General features: G+C 73.0%; 18 protein-coding genes. 10 read left to right on the top strand and 8 right to left on the bottom strand.

Going from position 1 to position 18,962, the window contains the following annotated elements; all coding sequences use genetic code 11:
* Positions 1 to 150 precede the first annotated feature (150 nt).
* The 5 genes from ACYU96_RS12760 (at position 151) to ACYU96_RS12740 (ending at position 4,688) form a co-directional block, all read left to right on the top strand.
* Positions 151 to 2,157, top strand: coding sequence for an APC family permease (locus ACYU96_RS12760; protein ID WP_460753811.1), 2,007 nt, complete (start codon positions 151 to 153; stop codon positions 2,155 to 2,157).
* Positions 2,154 to 3,548, top strand: coding sequence for a class I SAM-dependent RNA methyltransferase (locus ACYU96_RS12755; protein WP_460753809.1), 1,395 nt, complete (start codon positions 2,154 to 2,156; stop codon positions 3,546 to 3,548). Before ACYU96_RS12760 ends, ACYU96_RS12755 begins: the two co-directional genes overlap by 4 nt.
* A 328-nt stretch (positions 3,549 to 3,876) precedes the next feature.
* A complete protein-coding gene (locus tag ACYU96_RS12750; protein WP_460753806.1) occupies positions 3,877 to 4,344 on the top strand; it encodes a prevent-host-death protein in 468 nt (155 codons plus the stop codon).
* A gap of 3 nt (positions 4,345 to 4,347) precedes the next feature.
* Positions 4,348 to 4,503: a hypothetical protein gene (locus ACYU96_RS12745; protein ID WP_460753804.1), complete on the top strand. Its 156-nt coding sequence runs from the start codon at positions 4,348 to 4,350 to the stop codon at positions 4,501 to 4,503.
* The gene (locus tag ACYU96_RS12740; RefSeq protein WP_460753801.1) at positions 4,476 to 4,688 is read left to right on the top strand and encodes a hypothetical protein; all 213 of its coding nucleotides are present in this window, start codon (positions 4,476 to 4,478) and stop codon (positions 4,686 to 4,688) included. Before ACYU96_RS12745 ends, ACYU96_RS12740 begins: the two co-directional genes overlap by 28 nt.
* A gap of 184 nt (positions 4,689 to 4,872) precedes the next feature.
* Here the strand turns inward: ACYU96_RS12740 and acnA are convergent, their stop codons facing one another.
* The 3 genes from acnA to ACYU96_RS12725 form a co-directional block, all read right to left on the bottom strand.
* The gene (gene acnA / locus ACYU96_RS12735; RefSeq protein ID WP_460753798.1) at positions 4,873 to 7,638 is read right to left on the bottom strand and encodes an aconitate hydratase AcnA; all 2,766 of its coding nucleotides are present in this window, start codon (positions 7,636 to 7,638) and stop codon (positions 4,873 to 4,875) included.
* A gap of 184 nt (positions 7,639 to 7,822) precedes the next feature.
* Entirely contained in the window at positions 7,823 to 8,014 is a 192-nt protein-coding gene (locus tag ACYU96_RS12730) for a hypothetical protein (protein ID WP_460753796.1), read from the bottom strand.
* Between the two features lie 43 nt (positions 8,015 to 8,057).
* Positions 8,058 to 8,642: a TetR/AcrR family transcriptional regulator gene (locus tag ACYU96_RS12725; protein ID WP_460753793.1), complete on the bottom strand. Its 585-nt coding sequence runs from the start codon at positions 8,640 to 8,642 to the stop codon at positions 8,058 to 8,060.
* Between the two features lie 59 nt (positions 8,643 to 8,701).
* Between ACYU96_RS12725 and ACYU96_RS12720 the strand changes: the two genes are divergently transcribed.
* The 3 genes from ACYU96_RS12720 (at position 8,702) to ACYU96_RS12710 (ending at position 10,946) form a co-directional block, all read left to right on the top strand.
* Positions 8,702 to 9,757 carry an alpha/beta fold hydrolase gene (locus tag ACYU96_RS12720; RefSeq protein ID WP_460753790.1) on the top strand — a complete coding sequence of 352 codons (1,056 nt, stop codon included), beginning with the start codon at positions 8,702 to 8,704 and terminating at the stop codon, positions 9,755 to 9,757.
* Between the two features lie 99 nt (positions 9,758 to 9,856).
* On the top strand, positions 9,857 to 10,459 hold the full coding sequence (locus ACYU96_RS12715) for a YdeI/OmpD-associated family protein (RefSeq protein WP_460753787.1): 603 nt from the start codon (positions 9,857 to 9,859) through the stop codon (positions 10,457 to 10,459).
* A 52-nt stretch (positions 10,460 to 10,511) separates the two neighbouring features.
* Positions 10,512 to 10,946: a VOC family protein gene (locus ACYU96_RS12710; RefSeq protein WP_460753784.1), complete on the top strand. Its 435-nt coding sequence runs from the start codon at positions 10,512 to 10,514 to the stop codon at positions 10,944 to 10,946.
* Between the two features lie 9 nt (positions 10,947 to 10,955).
* On the opposite strand, the gene ACYU96_RS12705 is transcribed toward ACYU96_RS12710, so the two are convergent.
* On the bottom strand, positions 10,956 to 11,495 hold the full coding sequence (locus ACYU96_RS12705) for a hypothetical protein (protein WP_460753782.1): 540 nt from the start codon (positions 11,493 to 11,495) through the stop codon (positions 10,956 to 10,958).
* 101 nt (positions 11,496 to 11,596) lie between these two features.
* Positions 11,597 to 12,457 (bottom strand): alpha/beta hydrolase family protein, encoded by an 861-nt coding sequence (locus ACYU96_RS12700; protein WP_460753779.1) that lies wholly within the window; start codon positions 12,455 to 12,457, stop codon positions 11,597 to 11,599.
* A gap of 96 nt (positions 12,458 to 12,553) precedes the next feature.
* Between ACYU96_RS12700 and ACYU96_RS12695 the strand changes: the two genes are divergently transcribed.
* A complete protein-coding gene (locus tag ACYU96_RS12695) occupies positions 12,554 to 13,192 on the top strand; it encodes a TetR/AcrR family transcriptional regulator (RefSeq protein WP_460753776.1) in 639 nt (212 codons plus the stop codon).
* A 174-nt stretch (positions 13,193 to 13,366) separates the two neighbouring features.
* On the opposite strand, the gene ACYU96_RS12690 is transcribed toward ACYU96_RS12695, so the two are convergent.
* From ACYU96_RS12690 to ACYU96_RS12680, 3 genes are all read right to left on the bottom strand, one after another.
* Positions 13,367 to 14,317 (bottom strand): aminoglycoside phosphotransferase family protein, encoded by a 951-nt coding sequence (locus ACYU96_RS12690; protein WP_460753773.1) that lies wholly within the window; start codon positions 14,315 to 14,317, stop codon positions 13,367 to 13,369.
* A gap of 134 nt (positions 14,318 to 14,451) precedes the next feature.
* Entirely contained in the window at positions 14,452 to 15,153 is a 702-nt protein-coding gene (locus ACYU96_RS12685; protein WP_460753771.1) for an NUDIX hydrolase, read from the bottom strand.
* 58 nt (positions 15,154 to 15,211) lie between these two features.
* On the bottom strand, positions 15,212 to 16,690 hold the full coding sequence (locus ACYU96_RS12680) for a GuaB1 family IMP dehydrogenase-related protein (protein ID WP_460753768.1): 1,479 nt from the start codon (positions 16,688 to 16,690) through the stop codon (positions 15,212 to 15,214).
* A gap of 197 nt (positions 16,691 to 16,887) precedes the next feature.
* On the opposite strand from ACYU96_RS12680, the gene dxs reads away from it, so the two are divergent.
* On the top strand, positions 16,888 to 18,804 hold the full coding sequence (dxs, locus tag ACYU96_RS12675) for a 1-deoxy-D-xylulose-5-phosphate synthase (RefSeq protein WP_460753765.1): 1,917 nt from the start codon (positions 16,888 to 16,890) through the stop codon (positions 18,802 to 18,804).
* The last annotated feature ends 158 nt before the right edge of the window (positions 18,805 to 18,962 follow it).

Here is an 18,962-nt window from a genome sequence, read left to right as displayed (position 1 = left end):
GATCACGAAGTGCACGAAGGGAACGCTACCCGCTGCGGGGCGCCGCGGGGGCAGGCACGGCCGGTCACGTCGGTCCGCCGATCGGTGGATATCCGCTCGCCGCACGCCTGACGGCGCCACTACCCCGCTTTGGGCATAGCATCGTCCAACGTGTCAGACATTATCGATGCGACCAAGCGCTTGCTGGTCGGTCGCCCCATGCGGAGCGACAGCCTCCGGCGCACCCTGCTGCCCAAGCGGGTGGCCCTGCCGGTGTTCGCGTCGGACGCGCTCAGCTCGATGGCGTACGCGCCGGACGAGATCCTGCTCATGCTCGCCGTCGCTGGCCTCACCGCCACCGCGATCTCGCCGTGGGTGGGCGCAGCCGTCGGCCTGATGCTGCTCGTCGTCGTCGCCTCGTACCGGCAGAACGTGCGCGCCTACCCCTCCGGCGGTGGCGACTACGAGATCGTCACCAAGAACCTGGGGCCGACGGCGGGCCTGGGCGTGGCCTCCGCGCTGCTCGTGGACTACGTGCTCACCGTCGCGGTGTCGGTGTCCTCCGGCGCCCAGTACGCGGCCAGCGCGCTGCCCGCGCTGCGCGGGTACGAGGTCCTGGTCGCCGTGGGCATCGTCGTGTTCCTCACGCTGATGAACCTGCGCGGGGTCCGCGAGTCGGGCCGGGTGCTGGCCGTCCCGACGTACTGCTTCATGGGCATCATGGGCGCGATGGCCGTCGTCGGGACGATCCGGTACTACACCGGCAGCCTCCCGGCGGCCGAGAGCGCCGAGTTCGAGATCGTGCCCGCCGCCCAGATGGACCAGGGGCTCGTCGGCCTCGCGGGCGCCTTCCTCGTGGCGCGCGCGTTCGCCTCCGGCGCCGTCGCCCTCACCGGCGTCGAGGCGATCAGCAACGGCGTGCCCGCCTTCCGCAAGCCCAAGGGGCGCAACGCGGCCAACACCCTCGCGATGCTCGGCGTGATCTCCGCCGCCACCCTGATGATGCTCGTCGTCCTCGCCCAGGCCACCGGCGTGCGGTACGCCGAGGACCCGCACACCCAGCTCACGCTCGACGGCGAGCCGCTGCCCGCCAACTACAACCAGCACCCGGTCATCAGCCAGCTCGCCGAGGCCGTGTTCTCCGGCGTCCCGTTCGTGTTCTACTTCGTGGTCGCCGTGACCGGGCTGGTCCTGCTGCTCGCCGCGAACACCGCGTTCAACGGCTTCCCGGGGCTCGGCTCGATCCTCGGCCGGGACGGCTACCTGCCCCGCCAGCTGCACACCCGCGGTGACCGGCTCGCGTTCTCCAACGGCATCCTCACCCTGGGCGCCGCCGCCGTCGTCCTCGTCGTCGCGTTCGAGGGGCACGTCACCGCCCTGATCCAGCTCTACATCGTCGGTGTGTTCGTCTCGTTCACGCTCTCCCAGCTCGGCATGGTGCGGCACTGGTCGCGCGAGCTGCGCACCGAGGTCCGGGCCGACGCCCGCACCCGCATGCGGCGCTCGCGGGTGATCAACGCCATCGGCCTCGTCGCCACCTCCGCCGTCCTGGTCATCGTGCTCGTCACGAAGTTCACGCACGGCGCGTGGATCACGATCCTGGCCATCGTCGGCCTGTTCGCCATCATGCGAGGCATCCGCAAGCACTACGACCGCGTCAGCGAGGAGCTCGCGCTCACCACCGCCCGGGAGGAGGACGTGCGCGCCCTGCCCAGCCGCGTGCACGCCATCGTGCTCGTGTCCAAGGTGCACAAGCCAACCCTGCGCGCCGTGGCCTACGCGCGGGCGTCGCGGCCGCATACACTGGAGGCCGTCACCGTCGGGGTGGACCGCGAGAACCTCCCTGGGCTCACCCGCGAGTGGGAGGCGCTCGACCTGCCCGTCCCGCTCCGCATCCTCGACTCGCCCTTCCGCGAGATCACGAGGCCCGTCCTGAAGTACGTACGATCCGTGCGCCGGGAGTCCCCGCGCGACCTCGTCGTCGTGTACATCCCGGAGTACGTCGTGGGCCGCTGGTGGGAACAGCTCCTGCACAACCAGTCGGCGCTGCGCCTCAAGGGGCGGCTGCTGTTCACCCCGGGCGTCGTCGTGGCGTCCGTGCCGTGGCAGCTCGCCTCGTCGGCCGGAGTGACCGGACTCGAGGGTGTCGACACCCACCGTAGGAGGCAGCTGCCATGACCACCCGACCTTCCCGCCCCCGCCTCGGCTCCCGTCCCGGGAGGCCGCCGCGCCGCGAGCCCCGCGTCAGCGACGTGCCCGGCGTCGGAGAGATGCTCGAGCTGGAGATCGGCTCCGTCGCGCACGGCGGGCACTGCGTGGCCCGCCACGAGGGCCGCGTCGTGTTCGTGCGGCACACCCTGCCGGGCGAGCGCGTGCGCGCGCGGGTCACGAGCACCGGGTCACGTTTCTGGCGGGCCGACGCCGTCGAGATCCTCGACGCCTCGCCCGACCGGGTGGAGCCCGCCTGGCCGGCCGCCGGCCCGGGAGGCGTCGGCGGCGGCGAGCTCTCGCAGGTCGCGCTCCCCGTGCAGCGTGCGTGGAAGGCCGGCGTCCTCGCCGACCAGCTCCGTCGCATCGCCCGGTACGACGGCCCGCTGCTCGACGGCCTCACCGTCGAGCCGGTACCCGGCGACGACGCCGCGGGCGGGCTCGGCTACCGCACCCGGATCGACCTCGTGGCCGACGACGACGGCCGCCTCGGCATGCACCGCTTCCGCTCCCACGACGTCGTCGCGCTCGACCCGCTGCCCGCAGGCATGCCGCTCGCGACCGCCGAGGTCGCGGCGCTCGCGACCGCCGAAGGGCTGTTCGAGCGGCGCTGGCCGCCGGGCACGCGGGTGGAGCTCGTGGCGCCGGCCGGGGCGCCGGCAGGCGGTGGCGCGGGTGGCGGGGAGCCGCTCGTGCTGGTCGACGGCGAGCCGTGGCACCGCGGGCGGGTCGACTCGCGGGCGAACGCGCGCCGGGCCGTCAAGGAGGCCGTGACCGTCCGGCTGCCGGGCGGTCAGGAGGACAGGACGTTCTCGTACCGGGTGGGTGCCGACGGGTTCTGGCAGGTGCACCGCGCCGCGCCGGGGATGCTCTCGCAGGCGGTGCTCGACGCCGTCGGCGACGTCGCCGGGGCGACCGTGCTCGACCTGTACTCCGGCGCCGGCCTGTTCACGCTCCCGCTGGCCGCCGCGGTGGGGGAGAGCGGCACGGTCGTCGCGGTCGAGGGTGACGACGGCGCGGTCCGGGACGCGCGCCGCAACGCCCACGAGCTGAACCAGGTGCGCCTGGTCACCGGGGACGTGGCCGGGGTGCTGACGGGGGACGACGAGGACGCGGTCCCCGCCCGGGCCGACGTCGTCGTCCTCGATCCGCCGCGCGCCGGCGCGAAGCGCGACGTCGTGGCCGCGATCGTCGACCGGGCCCCGGCGCGCGTCGTGTACGTGGCCTGCGACCCCGCGGCGCTCGCCCGTGACGTCGGCTACTTCGCCCAGGCGGGCTACCACCTGACGACCCTGCGCGCGTTCGACCTGTTCCCACACACGCATCACGTGGAGGCGGTGGCGGTGCTGGAGCGGGACTGACGCCAGGCGGCGCGAGCGGGACGCCAGGCGGCGTGAGCGGGACCGACGCCAGGCGGCGGCCGGGCTCGCCGTCGGCGAGCGCGACGCGGCACCGGTCGGGCAGCGGTGCGTGCGCGTCCGTCTCGGACAGGTGGCCAGGTGGACGACGACGGCCCCGGTGCCTTCCCCGTGGGGGTGTGTCCTGCGGGAACGCGGCACGGGACTCCCATAGATGAGTGTGGCGGCGACACGTGAAACTCGCCGACGCCGGAGCCCTTCACGCAAGCACACGAAGGACCGTGCTGCCGATCTGCTGGACTTCCGAACACGATCCGAATATGGTCGGGCCATGACACTCGCGGCTGACTTTCCAGTGCCCACCAGGCGTTCCTCGGACCTGAGCAAGCACTCGGCTGAAGTCTTCGCCGAGGCGGAGGACCACCCTGTCACGGTGACCCGCCGCGACGGCGAGTCCCTGGTGCTCATGTCCCAGCGCGAAGCCGATGCTCGGGCGGAACTCCTGCACATCGCCGCCGCGCTCATCACGGTGACGCTCGAGGACGGCCCGCTGAGCGAGCGCATGGCAAGTCGATACCCATGGATGTATGCGCTGAGCGTTCAGGACCGGGAAGCGTGTGCTCGGGACCTCATCGACGCCGCGCGGGCGTCCTTCTCGACACATCAGCCGCACCTGGCGATCGCCAAACTCACCAGCTGGCGCGAGACGGCCACGGCAATCGCCGCAGGTCTGGGCGCTCAGCCGGTTGAGTGGCTCGACGAGAACGATGACGCCAGTGCGATCGTTGAGCGTCCCTGACCTGTGCCCAGAGAGACCCTCGTCCCGCGGCCGGCGAAGAAGTCGGAGTACGTACTGAAGTTCGCCTCGAAGCAGTCCGAGAAGGGCTGGCGCGACCTCGTGGCGACGATCAGGAATCCCATGAGCGAGACGTGGACTTCCTCACCCGCACGCCTCTGACGCCGACCTCGACCAACTACCGGCTCGAGGGAGCCCTGGGCACGATCACCCGGAGCGGCCGTACCTTCGAGCGGTGGCAGCACAAACCCACAGCACGGGGCACTGCACGGGTGTGGTTCTACGTCGATGGCAGGACCGTCTACCTGGAGCAGGTCCACACTGCGCACCCCAACGAGACGAAGTAGCGCAGTAGCGAAGTAGCCGGATGGGTCAGGTTCCCGCCCCGAACAACGCATGACGGACTCGGGGCCACACAGCGCCGGCGCCCCGCCAGACCGAAGTCTGACGGGGCGCTTGTGTGAGACTCTGGCGCGAGACCCGGTGTCGGCGTGTCAGCCACCAGGTCGTCTCGTATCCGAGCCGATCAGCTCAACTACCGACAAGTTCCCGGAGCACGTACTGCAGGATGCCGCCGTTGCGGAAGTAGTCCGCCTCGCCCGGGGTGTCGATGCGCACGACGGCGTCGAACTCGACGGTCGTGCCGTCGGCCTTCGTCGCCCTGACGGCCACCGTGGACGGCGTCGCGCCGTCGTTCAGCGCCGTGATGCCCGAGATGTCATATGTCTCGGTCCCGTCCAGGCCCAGCGACGCGGCGGACTCCCCGTCGGGGAACTGCAGCGGCAGCACGCCCATGCCGATGAGGTTCGAGCGGTGGATGCGCTCGAAGCTCTCGGTGATGACGGCCTTCACGCCGAGCAGCTTCGTGCCCTTGGCGGCCCAGTCGCGCGAGGACCCGGAGCCGTACTCCTTGCCGCCGAGCACCACGAGCGGGGTGCCGGCCGCGGCGTAGTCCTGCGCGGCGTCGTAGATGGTGTCCGGGGCGTTCTTCACGAAGTTGTACGTGAAGCCGCCCTCGACGCCGGCGCCGTCGTTCTCCGCGGCCAGGAGCTGGTTGCGCAGGCGGATGTTCGCGAACGTGCCCCGGACCATGACCTCGTGGTTGCCTCGGCGCGAGCCGTAGGAGTTGAAGTCGCGGCGGCTCACGCCGTGCTCGGCGAGGTACACGCCCGCGGGGGAGTCCGGCTTGATCGCCCCGGCCGGGGAGATGTGGTCCGTGGTGACGGAGTCGCCCAGCTTCGCCAGGACCCGCGCGCCCGTGATGTCCTCGACCGGGGCCGGCTCCATGCCCATGCCGTCGAAGTAGGACGGCTTGCGCACGTAGGTGGACTCCGGGTCCCAGGCGAACGTGTCGCCCTCGGGGGTGTCCAGCGCACGCCAGCGGTCGTCGCCGGCGAACACGTCGGCGTAGTCCGACTCGAACATCTTGCGGTCGATCGAGGACTCGATCGTGGCCTGCACCTCGTCCGGCGCCGGCCAGATGTCCCTGAGGAACACCGGCTTGCCGGCCTCGTCGCGGCCCAGCGGGTCGTGCTCGAAGTCGAACTCCATGGTGCCGGCCAGCGCGTACGCGATGACCAGCGGCGGGGACGCCAGGTAGTTCATCTTGACGTCCGGGTTGATGCGGCCCTCGAAGTTGCGGTTGCCGGACAGCACCGAGACGACGGACAGGTCGTGCTCGTTGACGGCCTCCGAGACCTTCTCGTCGAGCGGGCCGGAGTTGCCGATGCAGGTGGTGCAGCCGTAGCCCACCAGGTGGAAGCCCAGCTTCTCGAGGTACGGCCAGAGACCGGCCTTCTCGTAGTAGTTGGTCACGACCTGCGAGCCCGGTGCCATGGAGGTCTTGACCCACGGCTTGGACAGGAGGCCCTTCTCGACCGCGTTCTTCGCCAGCAGCGCCGCGGCGAGCATGACCGACGGGTTCGAGGTGTTGGTGCACGACGTGATCGAGGCGATCGCGACGGCGCCGTGGAACAGCTCGAACTCCTTGCCCGCGCTGTCCGTGACGTGCACGTGCTTGCGGCCGTTGGGCGTGATGGCCGGCGAGTCGGACGCGGGGAACGACTCCTTCTCGGCCTCGTCGACGCGGTCCGTGACCCCGGGTGCGTAGTTCGGCAGGTCGCGCGTGAACGCGGCCTTCGCGTGCGACAGCTCGATACGGTCCTGGGGACGCTTCGGCCCGGCGATCGACGGGACGACCGTGGACAGGTCCAGCTCGAGGTACTCGGAGTACTGCGCCTCGTCGGCCTCGGGGTCGAGCCACAGGCCCTGCTCCTTGGCGTACGCCTCGACGAGCGCGAGCTGCTCCTCGGAGCGGCCGGTCAGGCGGAGGTAGTCGACGGTGACGCCGTCGATCGGGAAGATCGCGGCCGTGGAGCCGAACTCCGGCGACATGTTGCCGATGGTGGCGCGGTTCGCGAGCGGCACCTGGGCCACGCCCTCGCCGTAGAACTCGACGAACTTGCCGACCACGCCGTGCTCGCGGAGCATCTGCGTGATGGTGAGCACGACGTCGGTCGCGGTCACGGCGGCCGGGATGGAGCCGCTCAGCTTGAAGCCGACCACGCGCGGGATGAGCATCGACACCGGCTGGCCGAGCATCGCCGCCTCGGCCTCGATGCCGCCGACACCCCAGCCGAGCACACCCAGGCCGTTGACCATCGTGGTGTGGGAGTCGGTGCCGACGCAGGTGTCCGGGTAGGCCCGCAGCACGCCGTCCACCTCGCGCGTCATCACCGTGCGCGCCAGGTACTCGATGTTCACCTGGTGCACGATGCCGGTGCCCGGCGGGACGACCTTGAAGTCGTCGAACGCCGTCTGGCCCCAGCGCAGGAACTGGTAGCGCTCGTGGTTGCGCTCGTACTCGATCTCCACGTTGCGCGCGAACGCGTCCGTGGTGCCCGCGACGTCGATCTGCACCGAGTGGTCGATGACCATCTCGGCCGGCGACAGCGGGTTGATCCGCGTGGCGTCGCCGCCGAGGTCGGCGACGGCCTCGCGCATGGTGGCCAGGTCGACCACGCACGGCACGCCGGTGAAGTCCTGCATGATCACGCGCGCCGGCGTGAACTGGATCTCCGTGTCCGGCTGGGCGTCGGGGTCCCACGACGCGAGCGCGCGCACGTGGTCCGCCGTGATGTTGGCACCGTCCTCGGTGCGCAGGAGGTTCTCGGCGAGGATCTTGAGCGCGTACGGCAGACGCTCGACACCCTCCACCGCCGACAGCCGGAAGATCTCGTAGGCGTTCTCGCCCACCTCCAGCGTTCCCTTCGATCCGAACGTGTCCACGCTGCTCACTACGGCTCCTTCGCGGGGCTTGCGGGCCGCCGGGTACCCGGTTGCGCGTACGCGCCGGCCCGACGGCAGTCTTGGGGGCTCCGCCCAGCCTAGGCCGGGCTGCTCCTGCGAGCATACCGCATGTATCTTGATGTCAAGATACTTCTCCGTCACGAACGGGCCCGACGCCGGCGGCCGGGCGGCCTCAGCCGGCCAGGACCCGCACGATCGCCACCACCACGAGCACCAGCAGCGCCAGCGGCAGCAGCAGGACGACGCCGGCCCGGCGCCCCAGCGGATTCCGTGTGGCGGCGCGCGCGACGCGGGCGAAGCGCCCCCACCGCCGCATCCACCCGATCAGCAGCTCGAGCCTGCTCGCCTTCCTGTCCTCGACCATGGCGCCAGCGTAGGAGGTCGGGATAGCCCCCCGGCAGCCCTGGTCAGCGGCGGAGCGTGTCGATGTCGCGGTCCAGGGAGCGCAGGGCGGCGTCGGCGGCGAGGCTGCCGACGACGACGCGCGCGGCATAGCCCTCCGACGTCGCGAGGAGGCGGAGGGCCAGGCCGGCGGGCTGCTCGCCGTCGGCCAGGGTGCCGTCGCGGCGGGCGTCGTCGATGAATCCGGCGGCCTGGCGGACCGCGTCGGTGTGCGCGTGGCCGACCATGGCGGCGATCTCGGCGTCGTCGACGCTCTTGGCCTGGTACGCCTGCCACACGATGGTGCCCAGCGCCCACTCCGGCGTGGTGGGGACGGCGCGGTGCACCAGGGCGCGAAGGCGTTCGAGGGGCGGCAGCGGCTCGATCCGGGCGGCGAACCGGGAGCGTCCCTCGTCGAGCATGTGGCGGCAGCCGTCGCGCACGAGCTCGGCGCGCGAGGAGTAGTAGTGCTGCACGCGCCCGACCGAGATCCCGGCCTCGGCGGCGACGGCCCGCAGGGTGACGCCCTCGAACCCGCGCCGCGCGACGAGCGCCCAGACGGCGACGACGATCTCGCGACGACGTTCCGCGTGGTCGACGATCCGGGGCACGGGGCGATCCTTTCACGGCGGTGCTTGCGCCGCCGCTTTTGCGGTGCAAGTGTATTGTCATGGTCGAGCAGAACGAGAGTCCGACGGGCGAGCAGCTCGGGAAGCACGCGCCGGGCGCGCCGGTGTCGCGCCGGCGCAGGATCGCCGTGCGAGCCGTCCTCGCAGTCTCGCTCCTGGTCAACGTGGTGCTGCTGGCCGCGCCGGGCGGTCCGGCGATCGGTGCGTGGCGCAGCGCGGACGGGCGGGCCGCGTACACGACCGCGTACGAGGAGGTGATGGCGACGCTGCCGGAGCCCGCGCGCACCGACGACGTGGACACGGGCTACGGGACGGTGCGTGCCTACCTGTTCACCGGGTCGGGCGACGACCGCGCGGCCCGGGCGGGCAGGACTCCCGTGGTGCTGCTGCCTGGCTGGGGCTCGGGCGCACCGATGTGGGAGACGAACCTCCCGGACCTGATGGCCGAGCGCCCGGTGTACGCCCTCGACGCCCTGGGCGACGCGGGGATGAGCACCCAGTCCGTCCCGCTGGACGGCGCCGCCGCCCAGGCCGAGTGGGTGGACCAGACGCTCGCCGCGCTCGGCGTCGACCGGGCGCACGTGGTGGGGCACTCGTTCGGCGGATGGTCGGCCATGAACTACGCCGTGCACCACCCCGCACGCGTCGCCTCGCTCAGCCTGCTCGACCCGGTCCAGACCTTCGGCGGCTTCTCCTGGCAGATCGTGGTGCGCTCGATCCCGAGCGCGATCACCTTCCTGCCCCAGAGCTGGCGCGACGCGGCGCTGGCGGACATCGGCGGGGTCCAGGAGATCGACCAGGACGACCCGATGACCAGGATGATCGCCGCGGGCACCGAGCACTACGCCTCCCGGCGCCCGACGCCGTCCACCTTCACCGCGGAGCAGCTCCGGGCGCTGCCGGTCCCCGTCTACGCGGCGATGGCCGGCGACGGCCAGGTGCACAGCGACCCGGAGGCGGCCGTCCGGTTCGCGCAGGAGCACCTGCGCGAGTCCGAGGTGCGCCTGTGGCCCGGAGCCACCCACTCCCTCCCGTTCGAGCAGGCGGAGGCGGTGGACGAGGAGATCCTCGCCTTCATGACGGAGCACGACGGCTGACGGCTCGCGGCGGCCGGCGGCGCCGGCCGCGTCGACCACGGCGACCGGCCGGGGCCGTGCGCTCGCGGGACTGTCGGTGTCCCGGCGTACGGTGCCCGCATGATCGACGATCCTGAGCTGACCGTCGCCGATGCCGCGGCCTGGCGGGCGTGGCTCGACGAGAACGAGTCCACGTCCGACGGCGTGTGGCTGATCCTGGCGAAGAAGGGCAAGGACGCGCCCACCACCCTCAACCACGAGGCCGCGCTCGAGGAGGCGCTGTGCAGCGGGTGGATCGACGGGCAGAGCCGCCGCCGCGACGACGTGACGACGCGACGACGGTTCTGCCCGCGGCGGGCGCGCAGCCTGTGGTCGGTGCGCAACGTCGGGATCGTGGCCCGGCTCGACGCCGAGGGGCGCATGCGGCCGCGCGGCACCAACGAGGTCGAGGAGGCGAAGGCCGACGGCCGCTGGGACGCCGCCTACGAGGGCCCGAAGAGCATCCAGGTCCCCGACGAGCTCGCCGCGGCGCTCGCGGAGAGTCCGCGTGCGGCCGCGATGTTCGAGATCCTCAGCAGCCAGAACCGCTACGCGATCCTGGTCCGTCTGGCCAACCTCAAGACGCCGGAGGCGCACACCCGCAACGTCACGAAGTTCGTCGCGATGCTGGCGCGCGGCGAGACGGTCTACCCCCAGAGGCGGACGCTGGACACCCAGGGGTGACGGGCCGCCGGTGCCACCTACCGATGTCAGACACCAGTGGCAGGGTCGGCGTATGGACCAGCGCATCAGCTTCATCACGCTCGCCGTGCGGGACGTCGCCGTCTCGCGCGCGTTCTACGTCGACGGCCTGGGCTGGACGCCCGAGCTCGAGGAGCCCGGCGGCGTCCTCATGATCCGGACCGGTGAGCACCTCATGCTCTCGCTCTGGGCGCGTGACCAGTTCGAGCAGGAGGTCGGTGCCGTGCAGCAGGGCCCGGGCGTCGCGCCGGTCACGCTCGCCCACAACGTCCCGGCTCGCGGGGACGTGGACACGGTCCTCGCTACGGCCTCGGCGGCCGGCGCGAGCATCCCGCATGCGCCCCAGGACCGGGAGTGGGGCGGCTGCACGGGCTATTTCACCGACCCGGACGGCTACCACTGGGAGGTCGCCTGGAACCCGGGCCCGATCGGCCGGACGGTGCTGCCCCCGGGCGGCCAGGGTTGGTAGACGGGCACGTCACAGCAGCGCCGGGGCCGCCGCGCCGAGGAGGACCGTGCCCATGAGGATGCCGGTCGTCGCGTGGACCGGGGCGGCCCCGCTCGCCGTCATCAGGCGCACGAGCCCCGCGAGCGGCCAGGCCAGCAGGGTCGCAGCCAGGCAGACCAGCGCGACGAGGTAGAGGTCGCTCGCCCGGAACAGCTCGGCGAGCACCACCAGGTGCAGGATGAGGGAGAGGGCGACGGTCGTGGGGACGAGGTTCGTGCGGCCGCGCGACGAGAGGAACCCGGTGATCACCCGGGTGATCAGTCCTTGCAGCGCGAGCGCGACGACGTACAGGCCGACGACGCTCCCGTCGACCGCGCTGCCGGAGCCCCACGTGCCGACGACGTCGATCACGCCGCTGACCGCGATCACCACCGCGCTCACGGTGCCGACGATCGGCAGCAGCATCCACAGGCCCCGGACATGACGCTGCGACCAGGCGAACCAGACCCCGCCGAGGACCGCGAGGACCACGGCCACCATGAAGCCGTCGCTGACGTACTCGGCTGACATGCTTCCCCTCACCCGTCGGTCGCGGACGCCGGACGGCCGGGCACTGGAAGAAATCCAGCAAGCCGGACGAACGCGACAGCAGTGTAGAAGAAAAGTGCAGGTCAGGGAAGGTTACTGGGCTTCATGGCGGTGATGTGCGCGACAGTCCGGTGGCGTACCTCCTGGTCCCGCACCACCCGGTTGTGGCCGAGCCCCGTGGTCGTCACGAGCTCGGCCGAGCCGGCGTGCGCGCTCAGGAGCAGCTCGGACTGGCGGTGCGGCACGTGCCGGTCGGCGGCGTCGTGCACGAACAGCGCCGGGATCGCGGCGGGAACCGGGCGGCGGGTGAGGTCGTAGCGCTCGTAGAGGTCGGGCTCGTCGGGGAAGCGGCGGCGGACGACGTCGTCGTACCGCCGGCGCAGCGCCGGTGGTGTGCCGGTGAGCGCGAAGAACCCGTCGGTGATCGCGGTGATCGACGAGATGCCGGACAGGCCCGCGAGGCGGTGCGCGGGCGCGCCGTCGGCGAGCGCGACCCCGGCGGCGAGCACGCCGGCCGAGTGCGCGACGACGCCGTCCCAGCCGCCGGCCTCCGCGCCGGACAGCCGGTGGATGATCGCGACGTCGTCGGCGAGGGTGCGCCGTGTGCCGCCGGAGTCGCCGTGTCCCGGGGCGTCGTACCCGACCACGCGCCGGCCGGCGGCCACGAGGTCGGCGACCAAGGGTGCGAAGAACGAGGCGCGGGACTGCCAGCCGTGCACCAGCAGCACGGCCGGAGCGCCGGGGTCGCCCCACGTGTGCACGACGACGTCCACCGGCCGGGCCGAGCTCGTGGCATGGCTGAGCGTGCTCCGGCGGGACGCCTGATGGACCTCGCGCTCGTGCGGCCGCACGGTGGCGCGCGGCCCGAGCCGGAAGGCGGCCCAGGCGGCGATCCTGGTGGCGAGCGGCGCGGGCAGGTGGGCGAGGGGTCGCAAGGTGGGCACGGGGTCCTCCCGGAGTGGCTGAGCCAAGTATCTGAACGATCGATCGGATTGTTTCTCAACCGTACAACATGTGCGAACGGTCGTACACTGATAACCATGACCGCCGACCTGCGCCGCGCCCGCGGCGACCGCACCCGCCGTGCCGTGCTCGACCAGGCCGTGCAGGACGCCTCCGTGCGCGGGCTGGACACGCTGTCGCTCGGCGGGCTGGCGGCGTCGGCGCCCGTGAACAAGAGCGGGATCGCCGGGCTGTTCGGCTCGAAGGAAGGGTTGCAGCTCGCCGTCGTGGCGCGGGCGCGGGAGGTCTACACCGACGCGGTCATCGTCCCGGCGAGGGACGCGGAGCGCGGGCTCGCGCGGGTCTGGGCGCTGGTGCTCTGCTGGATCGACTACTCACGGCGCCGGGTGTTCCGGGGCGGGTGCTTCTTCCGCACCGTCGAGGTCGAGTACGAGATGCGGCCGGGCCCGGTCCGGGACGCCGTCGTCGCGGCGCAGGCCGACTGGGAGGGATACCTCGCGCACCAGGTCGAGCTCGCGGCCGGCGCCGGGGAGCTCGCCTCCGGCACCGACCCGCGGCAGGTGGCGTTCGAGGTGAACGCGCTGCTCAGCGCCGCGAACGACCGTTCGCTGCTCACCGAGGACGAGTCGTCGTACACCTACGCGGAGACGGCGGTCCGCACGCTCCTGGAGTCGCGCGGCGCGGACCCGGCACTGCTGCGCCGAGCCGCGCCGTGACCACCCCCGGACGACGGCACGCCCGCACCGGCCGTTCGGGTGTGCGGTCGGTCCGTCCGTGAGTGACCGGCAGTTCAATCTGCCGATCACTCGCGGACGGACCGACCATCTCGCTGGCCGCCGGCGTGCGGCCGGCGGACGTCGTGGGACCGTCGCCGCCGTTCCCTGGCGCGGTCAGGCGCCGTCGACCAGCAGCCGGCGCAGCCCGTGCTCCCCGATCGGGACCATCTGGGGGTGCTCGTCGGGGTGCGCCAGCATGTTGGTCGCGTACAGCAGCGCCCAGGCACGGGCACGGGTCCAGGTCGCCTCGTCCCAGCCGCGGCCGTCCCGCGCGCCCGCGTCGACGACGGCGCGGAAGCGGGTGTGCCCCTCGGCGTCGAAGGTGAGCCAGGCGGTCCCGAGGTCGCCCGCGGGGTCGCCGGACGTCACGTCGCCGAAGTCGACGACGGCGGCGAGCACCTGGGCGCCGTCCACGGACTGGCGGACCACCAGGTTCGCCGGGTGCGTGTCGCCGTGCAGCCACACCGGCGGCCCCGCGTGGGCGGGGGCGTCGAGGCCGTCGTGCCAGATGCGGGTCGCGGCGTCGCGCAGCGCGACCGGGACCCGCTCCAGGCGGGCGGCGAACGCGTCCGGGTGCTGGGCGTCGGGCCGTGCGGCCAGGGGGGTCCCGCGGACCGGGTTCGCCGGGGCGTCGTGCGCCGGGAGGTGCAGCGCGACGAGGAAGCTCGCGAGGTCCCCGGCCCACGCGGTGCGGCCGGCGACAGGGGTGCGGGAGGCGGTCACGCCGTCGACCCACCGCACGACGTTCCACGACCACGGGAACCCGAGACGTTCGCTCGGCCTCCCGGTGCGCACCGGGAGGGGGAACGTGATCCCGGTCGGGCCGAGCGCGGGCGCGAGGCGGGGGAGCGCGGCCTGCTCGTGCTCGACGAGGTGGGCGGCGGCCTCGCGCCGGGGGAGCCGGAGTGCCAGGTGACCGCCGTCGGGCAGCGGACCGAGCCGCAGCATGACGTTGTCCCAGCCGTGCGCGACGACCTCCAGCCCGAGGGCCGCGAGGTCGGGGTGCTGCTCTGCGAGGAGCGCGCGGGCCAGGTCGACGGTGACGTCAAGATCGGCGGCGACCACGTGTCTCCTCGGGGCGGTGTCCGGCGGGCGGTCGATCGCTCCGTGAGCGATCGGGTGAGTGATCGGCAGATCGGTCTGGAGGTCATTCCATCACGGACCGGCCGCGTCGGCGGCCGGTGTCGCGCACCGACGGGTCACGGGCGCGCCAGCTCCAGCTCACGGGTGCGGTCCCACTCCTCGGTCCAGCCCAGGGCGTCGAACAGCTCGTCCAGGACGCCGCCCGTGAAGCCCCACACCAGGTGCGTCGTGGCCCCGTCGGCCACCTGGAAGCCCGGGCCCCGGTAGATGCGGCCCGCGTGCCGGACCACCACCGTGACCCGCGCCGCCGGGTCCAGCAGGTCCGCGACCGGAGCCCGGAAGACGTGCGACGACTCCGCCTCGTCCACGACCCCCACGGGTGTCGGCTTCGCCCACCAGCCCAGCACCGGCGTGACCACGTGGTTCGACACGGGCATCGGCAGCGGGTCGAACGCGCCGAGCACCTCGACGCCGGACGGGTCGAGCCCGGTCTCCTCCTCGGCCTCGCGCAGCGCGGCGTCCACCATGGTCTCGCCGTCCTCGGCGCGTCCGCCGGGGAACGCCACCTGGCCGGCGTGGGACCGCAGCGTCGCCGCGCGGGCCAGCAGCAGGACGTCGAGGTCGTCGCGGACCGCCTCCGCCTGGGCGTGGTGGTCGGAGGGGAGCCCGTCGAGCACGCCGAACAGGATCAGTACGGCGGCGGGGCGTGCCTCCCCGGTGAAGCCGCCCCGCTCGTGCTGCCAGGGCCCGGGAAAGCCGGCACCGGCCAGCGCCAGGAGCTGGTGTCGTGCGGGGGAGGTGGCGGACGGCGTGCTCACCCCGTGAGGCTAACCCGTGGGACGACCGGGCCGGGAACCGCCGCCGCCCCGCCCCGCCTCACCAGCTCGTCTCGACCGGCCGCCCTTCCTCGTAGCCCGCCGCCGACTGCACGCCGACCACGGCACGCTCCGCGAACTCCGCCAGCGACCGCGCACCCGCGTACGTGCAGGACGACCGCAGGCCCGACGTGATCTCGTCCAGCAGGTCCTCGACGCCGGGCCGCTGCGGGTCCAGGTACATCCGCCCGGTCGAGATGCCCTCCTCGTACAGCGCCTTGCGAGCCCGGGCGAACGCCGAGCCCTCGCCCGCGGTCCGGGCCGCGACGGCGCGCGCCGACGCCATGCCGAACGAGTCCTTGTACAGCCGCCCCTTGCCGTCCTCGCGCAGGTCGCCGGGCGACTCGAAGGTCCCGGCGAACCAGGACCCGATCATGACCTGGGACGCCCCGGCGGCCAGCGCCAGCGCGAGGTCGCGCGGGTGCCGCACACCGCCGTCGGCCCACACGTGCCTGCCGAGCTCGCGTGCCGCCGCCGAGCACTCGAGGACGGCGGAGAACTGCGGGCGCCCGACGGCGGTCTGCATCCGCGTCGTGCACATGGCACCCGGCCCGACGCCGACCTTGACGATGTCGGCCCCGGCCGCGACCAGGTCGCGCACGCCGGCCGCGGTCACCACGTTCCCGGCCACGACCGGCACGGACGGGTCCACGGAGCGCACGGCGTCGAGCGCGGCGAGCATCCGGTCCTGGTGGCCGTGCGCGGTGTCCACCACGAGCACGTCCACCCCGGCCGCGAGCAGGTCCTTCGTCTTGGCGGCGACGTCGCCGTTGATCCCGACGGCCGCTCCCACGCGCAGCCGCCCGGCGCCGTCGAGCGCGGGCGTGTAGACCGACGAGCGCACCGCGCCCTTGCGCGTGAGCACCCCGGTCAGCACCCCGTCGCGCACGACGGGCGCGAACTGCAGCCGCGCGGCGTGCAGCAGGTCGAACGCCCGCTCCAGCCCGCTCGTCGTGACCGCCGAGGCAGGACGTCCCCCGCCGGTCAGGGTCTCCGCGCCGATGAGCAGAGGGTCCGCCGTCATGACGGTTCTCACCTGGGCGAAGCGGTCCACGTCGAGGCAGTCGGCCTCCGTCACCACGCCGACGGGCCGGTCCTGCTCGACGACGACGGCCGCGCCGTGCGCGCGCTTGCCGAGCAGGGTCAGGGCGGTGTGCACGGTGTCCTCGGGCGCCACGACCACCGGCGTCTCCACGACCGGGTCCTTCGCCTTGACGCCGGCCACCACGTCGGCGACGACCTCGGAGGGCACGTCCTGCGGCAGGATCGCCATGCCGCCGCGGCGCGCGACGGTCTCGGCCATCCGGCGGCCCGCGACGGCGGTCATGTTCGCGACGACGACGGGGATCGTGGTGCCGCACCCGTCGTCCGCCGCGAGGTCGACGTCGAACCGCGAGGAGACGCCGGAACGGGACGGGACGAGGAAGACGTCGCCGTACGTGAGGTCGTGGGACGGTTCGTGGCCCTGGATGAATCGCACGAATCCAGACTATGTCTGTTTGGCGATGGCCGTGTGTGCGTTGTCGAGCGGTCGTCGGGACCCCGGGCGCAGCGGTTCATCCTGCCGCGCCCGGGTACGTACGATGACTCCCTGTCGTGCGTGGCAGAGTGGTGACGGCGCACGACACCGTGCGGGAGCGGCCCGCAGGGGGACGCGCACCGCGAGGAAGGAACGACATGGCACTGCTGAGCGGCATCAGCTCGCCCGAGGACGTCCGGAGGCTCACGCCCGGCCAGCTCAGCGAGCTCGCGCAGGAGATCCGCGACTTCCTCGTGGAGAACGTCTCCCGCACCGGCGGGCACCTCGGCCCCAACCTCGGCGTCGTCGAGCTCACGATCGCCATGCACCGCGTCTTCTCCTCCCCGCGCGACGCCTTCGTCTTCGACACCGGCCACCAGTCCTACGTGCACAAGCTGCTCACCGGCCGCCAGGACTTCTCCCGGCTGCGGCAGAAGGGCGGCCTGTCCGGCTACCCGTCGCGCGCCGAGTCCGAGCACGACGTCGTCGAGAACTCCCACGCGTCCACCGCCCTGTCCTGGGCGGACGGCATCGCCAAGGCGAACGTCGTCGCGCACCGCGAGGACCGCCACACCGTCGCCGTCATCGGCGACGGTGCCCTGACCGGCGGAATGGCCTGGGAGGCCCTCAACAACATCGCGGAGGGCCCGGACCGCCGGCTCGTCGTCGTGGTCAACGACAACGGCCGGTCCTACTCGCCCACCATCGGCGGCCTCGCGAACCACCTCGACACGCTGCGCACCACGCGCGGCTACGAGGCGTTCCTCGACTGGGCCACCCGCGCCCTGCACCGCTCCGGCCCGCCCGGACGCTTCGCCTGGCGCTGGATGCACGGCTTCAAGAAGGGCATCAAGGACGTCATCGCGCCGCAGGGCCTGTTCGAGGACCTGGGCATCAAGTACATCGGCCCCGTCGACGGGCACGACACCGCCGCCATGGAGCACGCCCTGCGCCGCGCGAAGGCGTACGGCAAGCCCGTGATCGTGCACGCCATCACCGAGAAGGGCCGCGGCTACAAGCCCGCCGAGGAGGACATCGCCGACCGGTTCCACGCCGTCGGCGTCATCCACCCCGAGACCGGCCTGCCCGTCGCGCAGTCCCGGTTCGGCTGGACGAAGGTGTTCGCCGACGAGATCGTGCGGATCGGCAGCCGCCGCCCGGACGTCGTGGCGATCACCGCGGCCATGCTGCATCCCGTCGGCCTCGCGCCGTTCGCGAAGGAGTTCCCCGACCGCACGTTCGACGTCGGCATCGCGGAGCAGCACGCCGTCACCTCCGCCGCCGGCATGGCGTACGCCGGGCTGCACCCCGTCGTCGCCGTCTACGCCACGTTCCTGAACCGCGCGTTCGACCAGGTCCTCATGGACGTCGCCCTGCACCGGGCCGGCGTCACGTTCGTGCTCGACCGCGCCGGCATCACCGGCATCGACGGCGCCAGCCACAACGGCATGTGGGACATGGCCATGCTGCGCATCGTCCCCGGCCTGCGGCTGGCCGCCCCCCGCGACGAGCCCACCCTGCGCGCCGCCCTGCGCGCGAGCGTCGACATCGACGACGCCCCCACCGTCGTGCGCTACCCCAAGGGTGCCGTCGGGGACGAGGTGCCGGCCGTCGAGACCCTCGACGAGGTCGACGTCGTCGGACGGTTCGCGGCGATGCCCGCCGCCGGGCCCGGGGGGCGCGGCGCGGGAGCGGTCCCCGCGCGGCGCGTCCTCGTGGTCGGGGTGGGCGCCATGGCGCGTGCCGGCCTCGACGCCGGGTCCGCGCTCGCCGAGCACGGCCTCGAGACCACCGTCGTCGCGCCCACCTGGGTGCTGCCGGTCCCTCCGGCCCTCGTCAAGCTCGCCGGGGAGCACGACCTCGTCGTCACCGTCGAGGACGGCGTGTCCGACGGCGGCGTCGGCTCCCTCCTCGCGCAGCGCGCCGGCGAGCAGGGCGTGCGGACCCCGCACGTGCACGTGGGCCTGGACACGGCGTTCCTCGATCACGCGAGCCGCGAGCAGATCGCGGCCGCGCAGCGCGTGACCGGCGCGGACGCGGTCCGCGACGCGCTGGCGGCACTCGCACAGGGCTGACCGGCGGCGCGCGGCCGGCCCGGTGGCGCGGCCGGGCAGCGCTGACCGGGCGTGGCGGGACGGTCGCGCAGACTGCGGCGGCGCGCGGCTGCCGGGCGAGGCGGGCCGGGCCCGTGCGTCGGCGGCTCGCCGTGCGTACGCCGGGTCGAGCCGCCGAG

The sequence above is a fragment of the Myceligenerans cantabricum genome, assembly GCF_054777735.1.
Note: the sequence above shows the minus strand (reverse complement) of the source record. Positions and strands in the feature narration are given on the sequence as shown.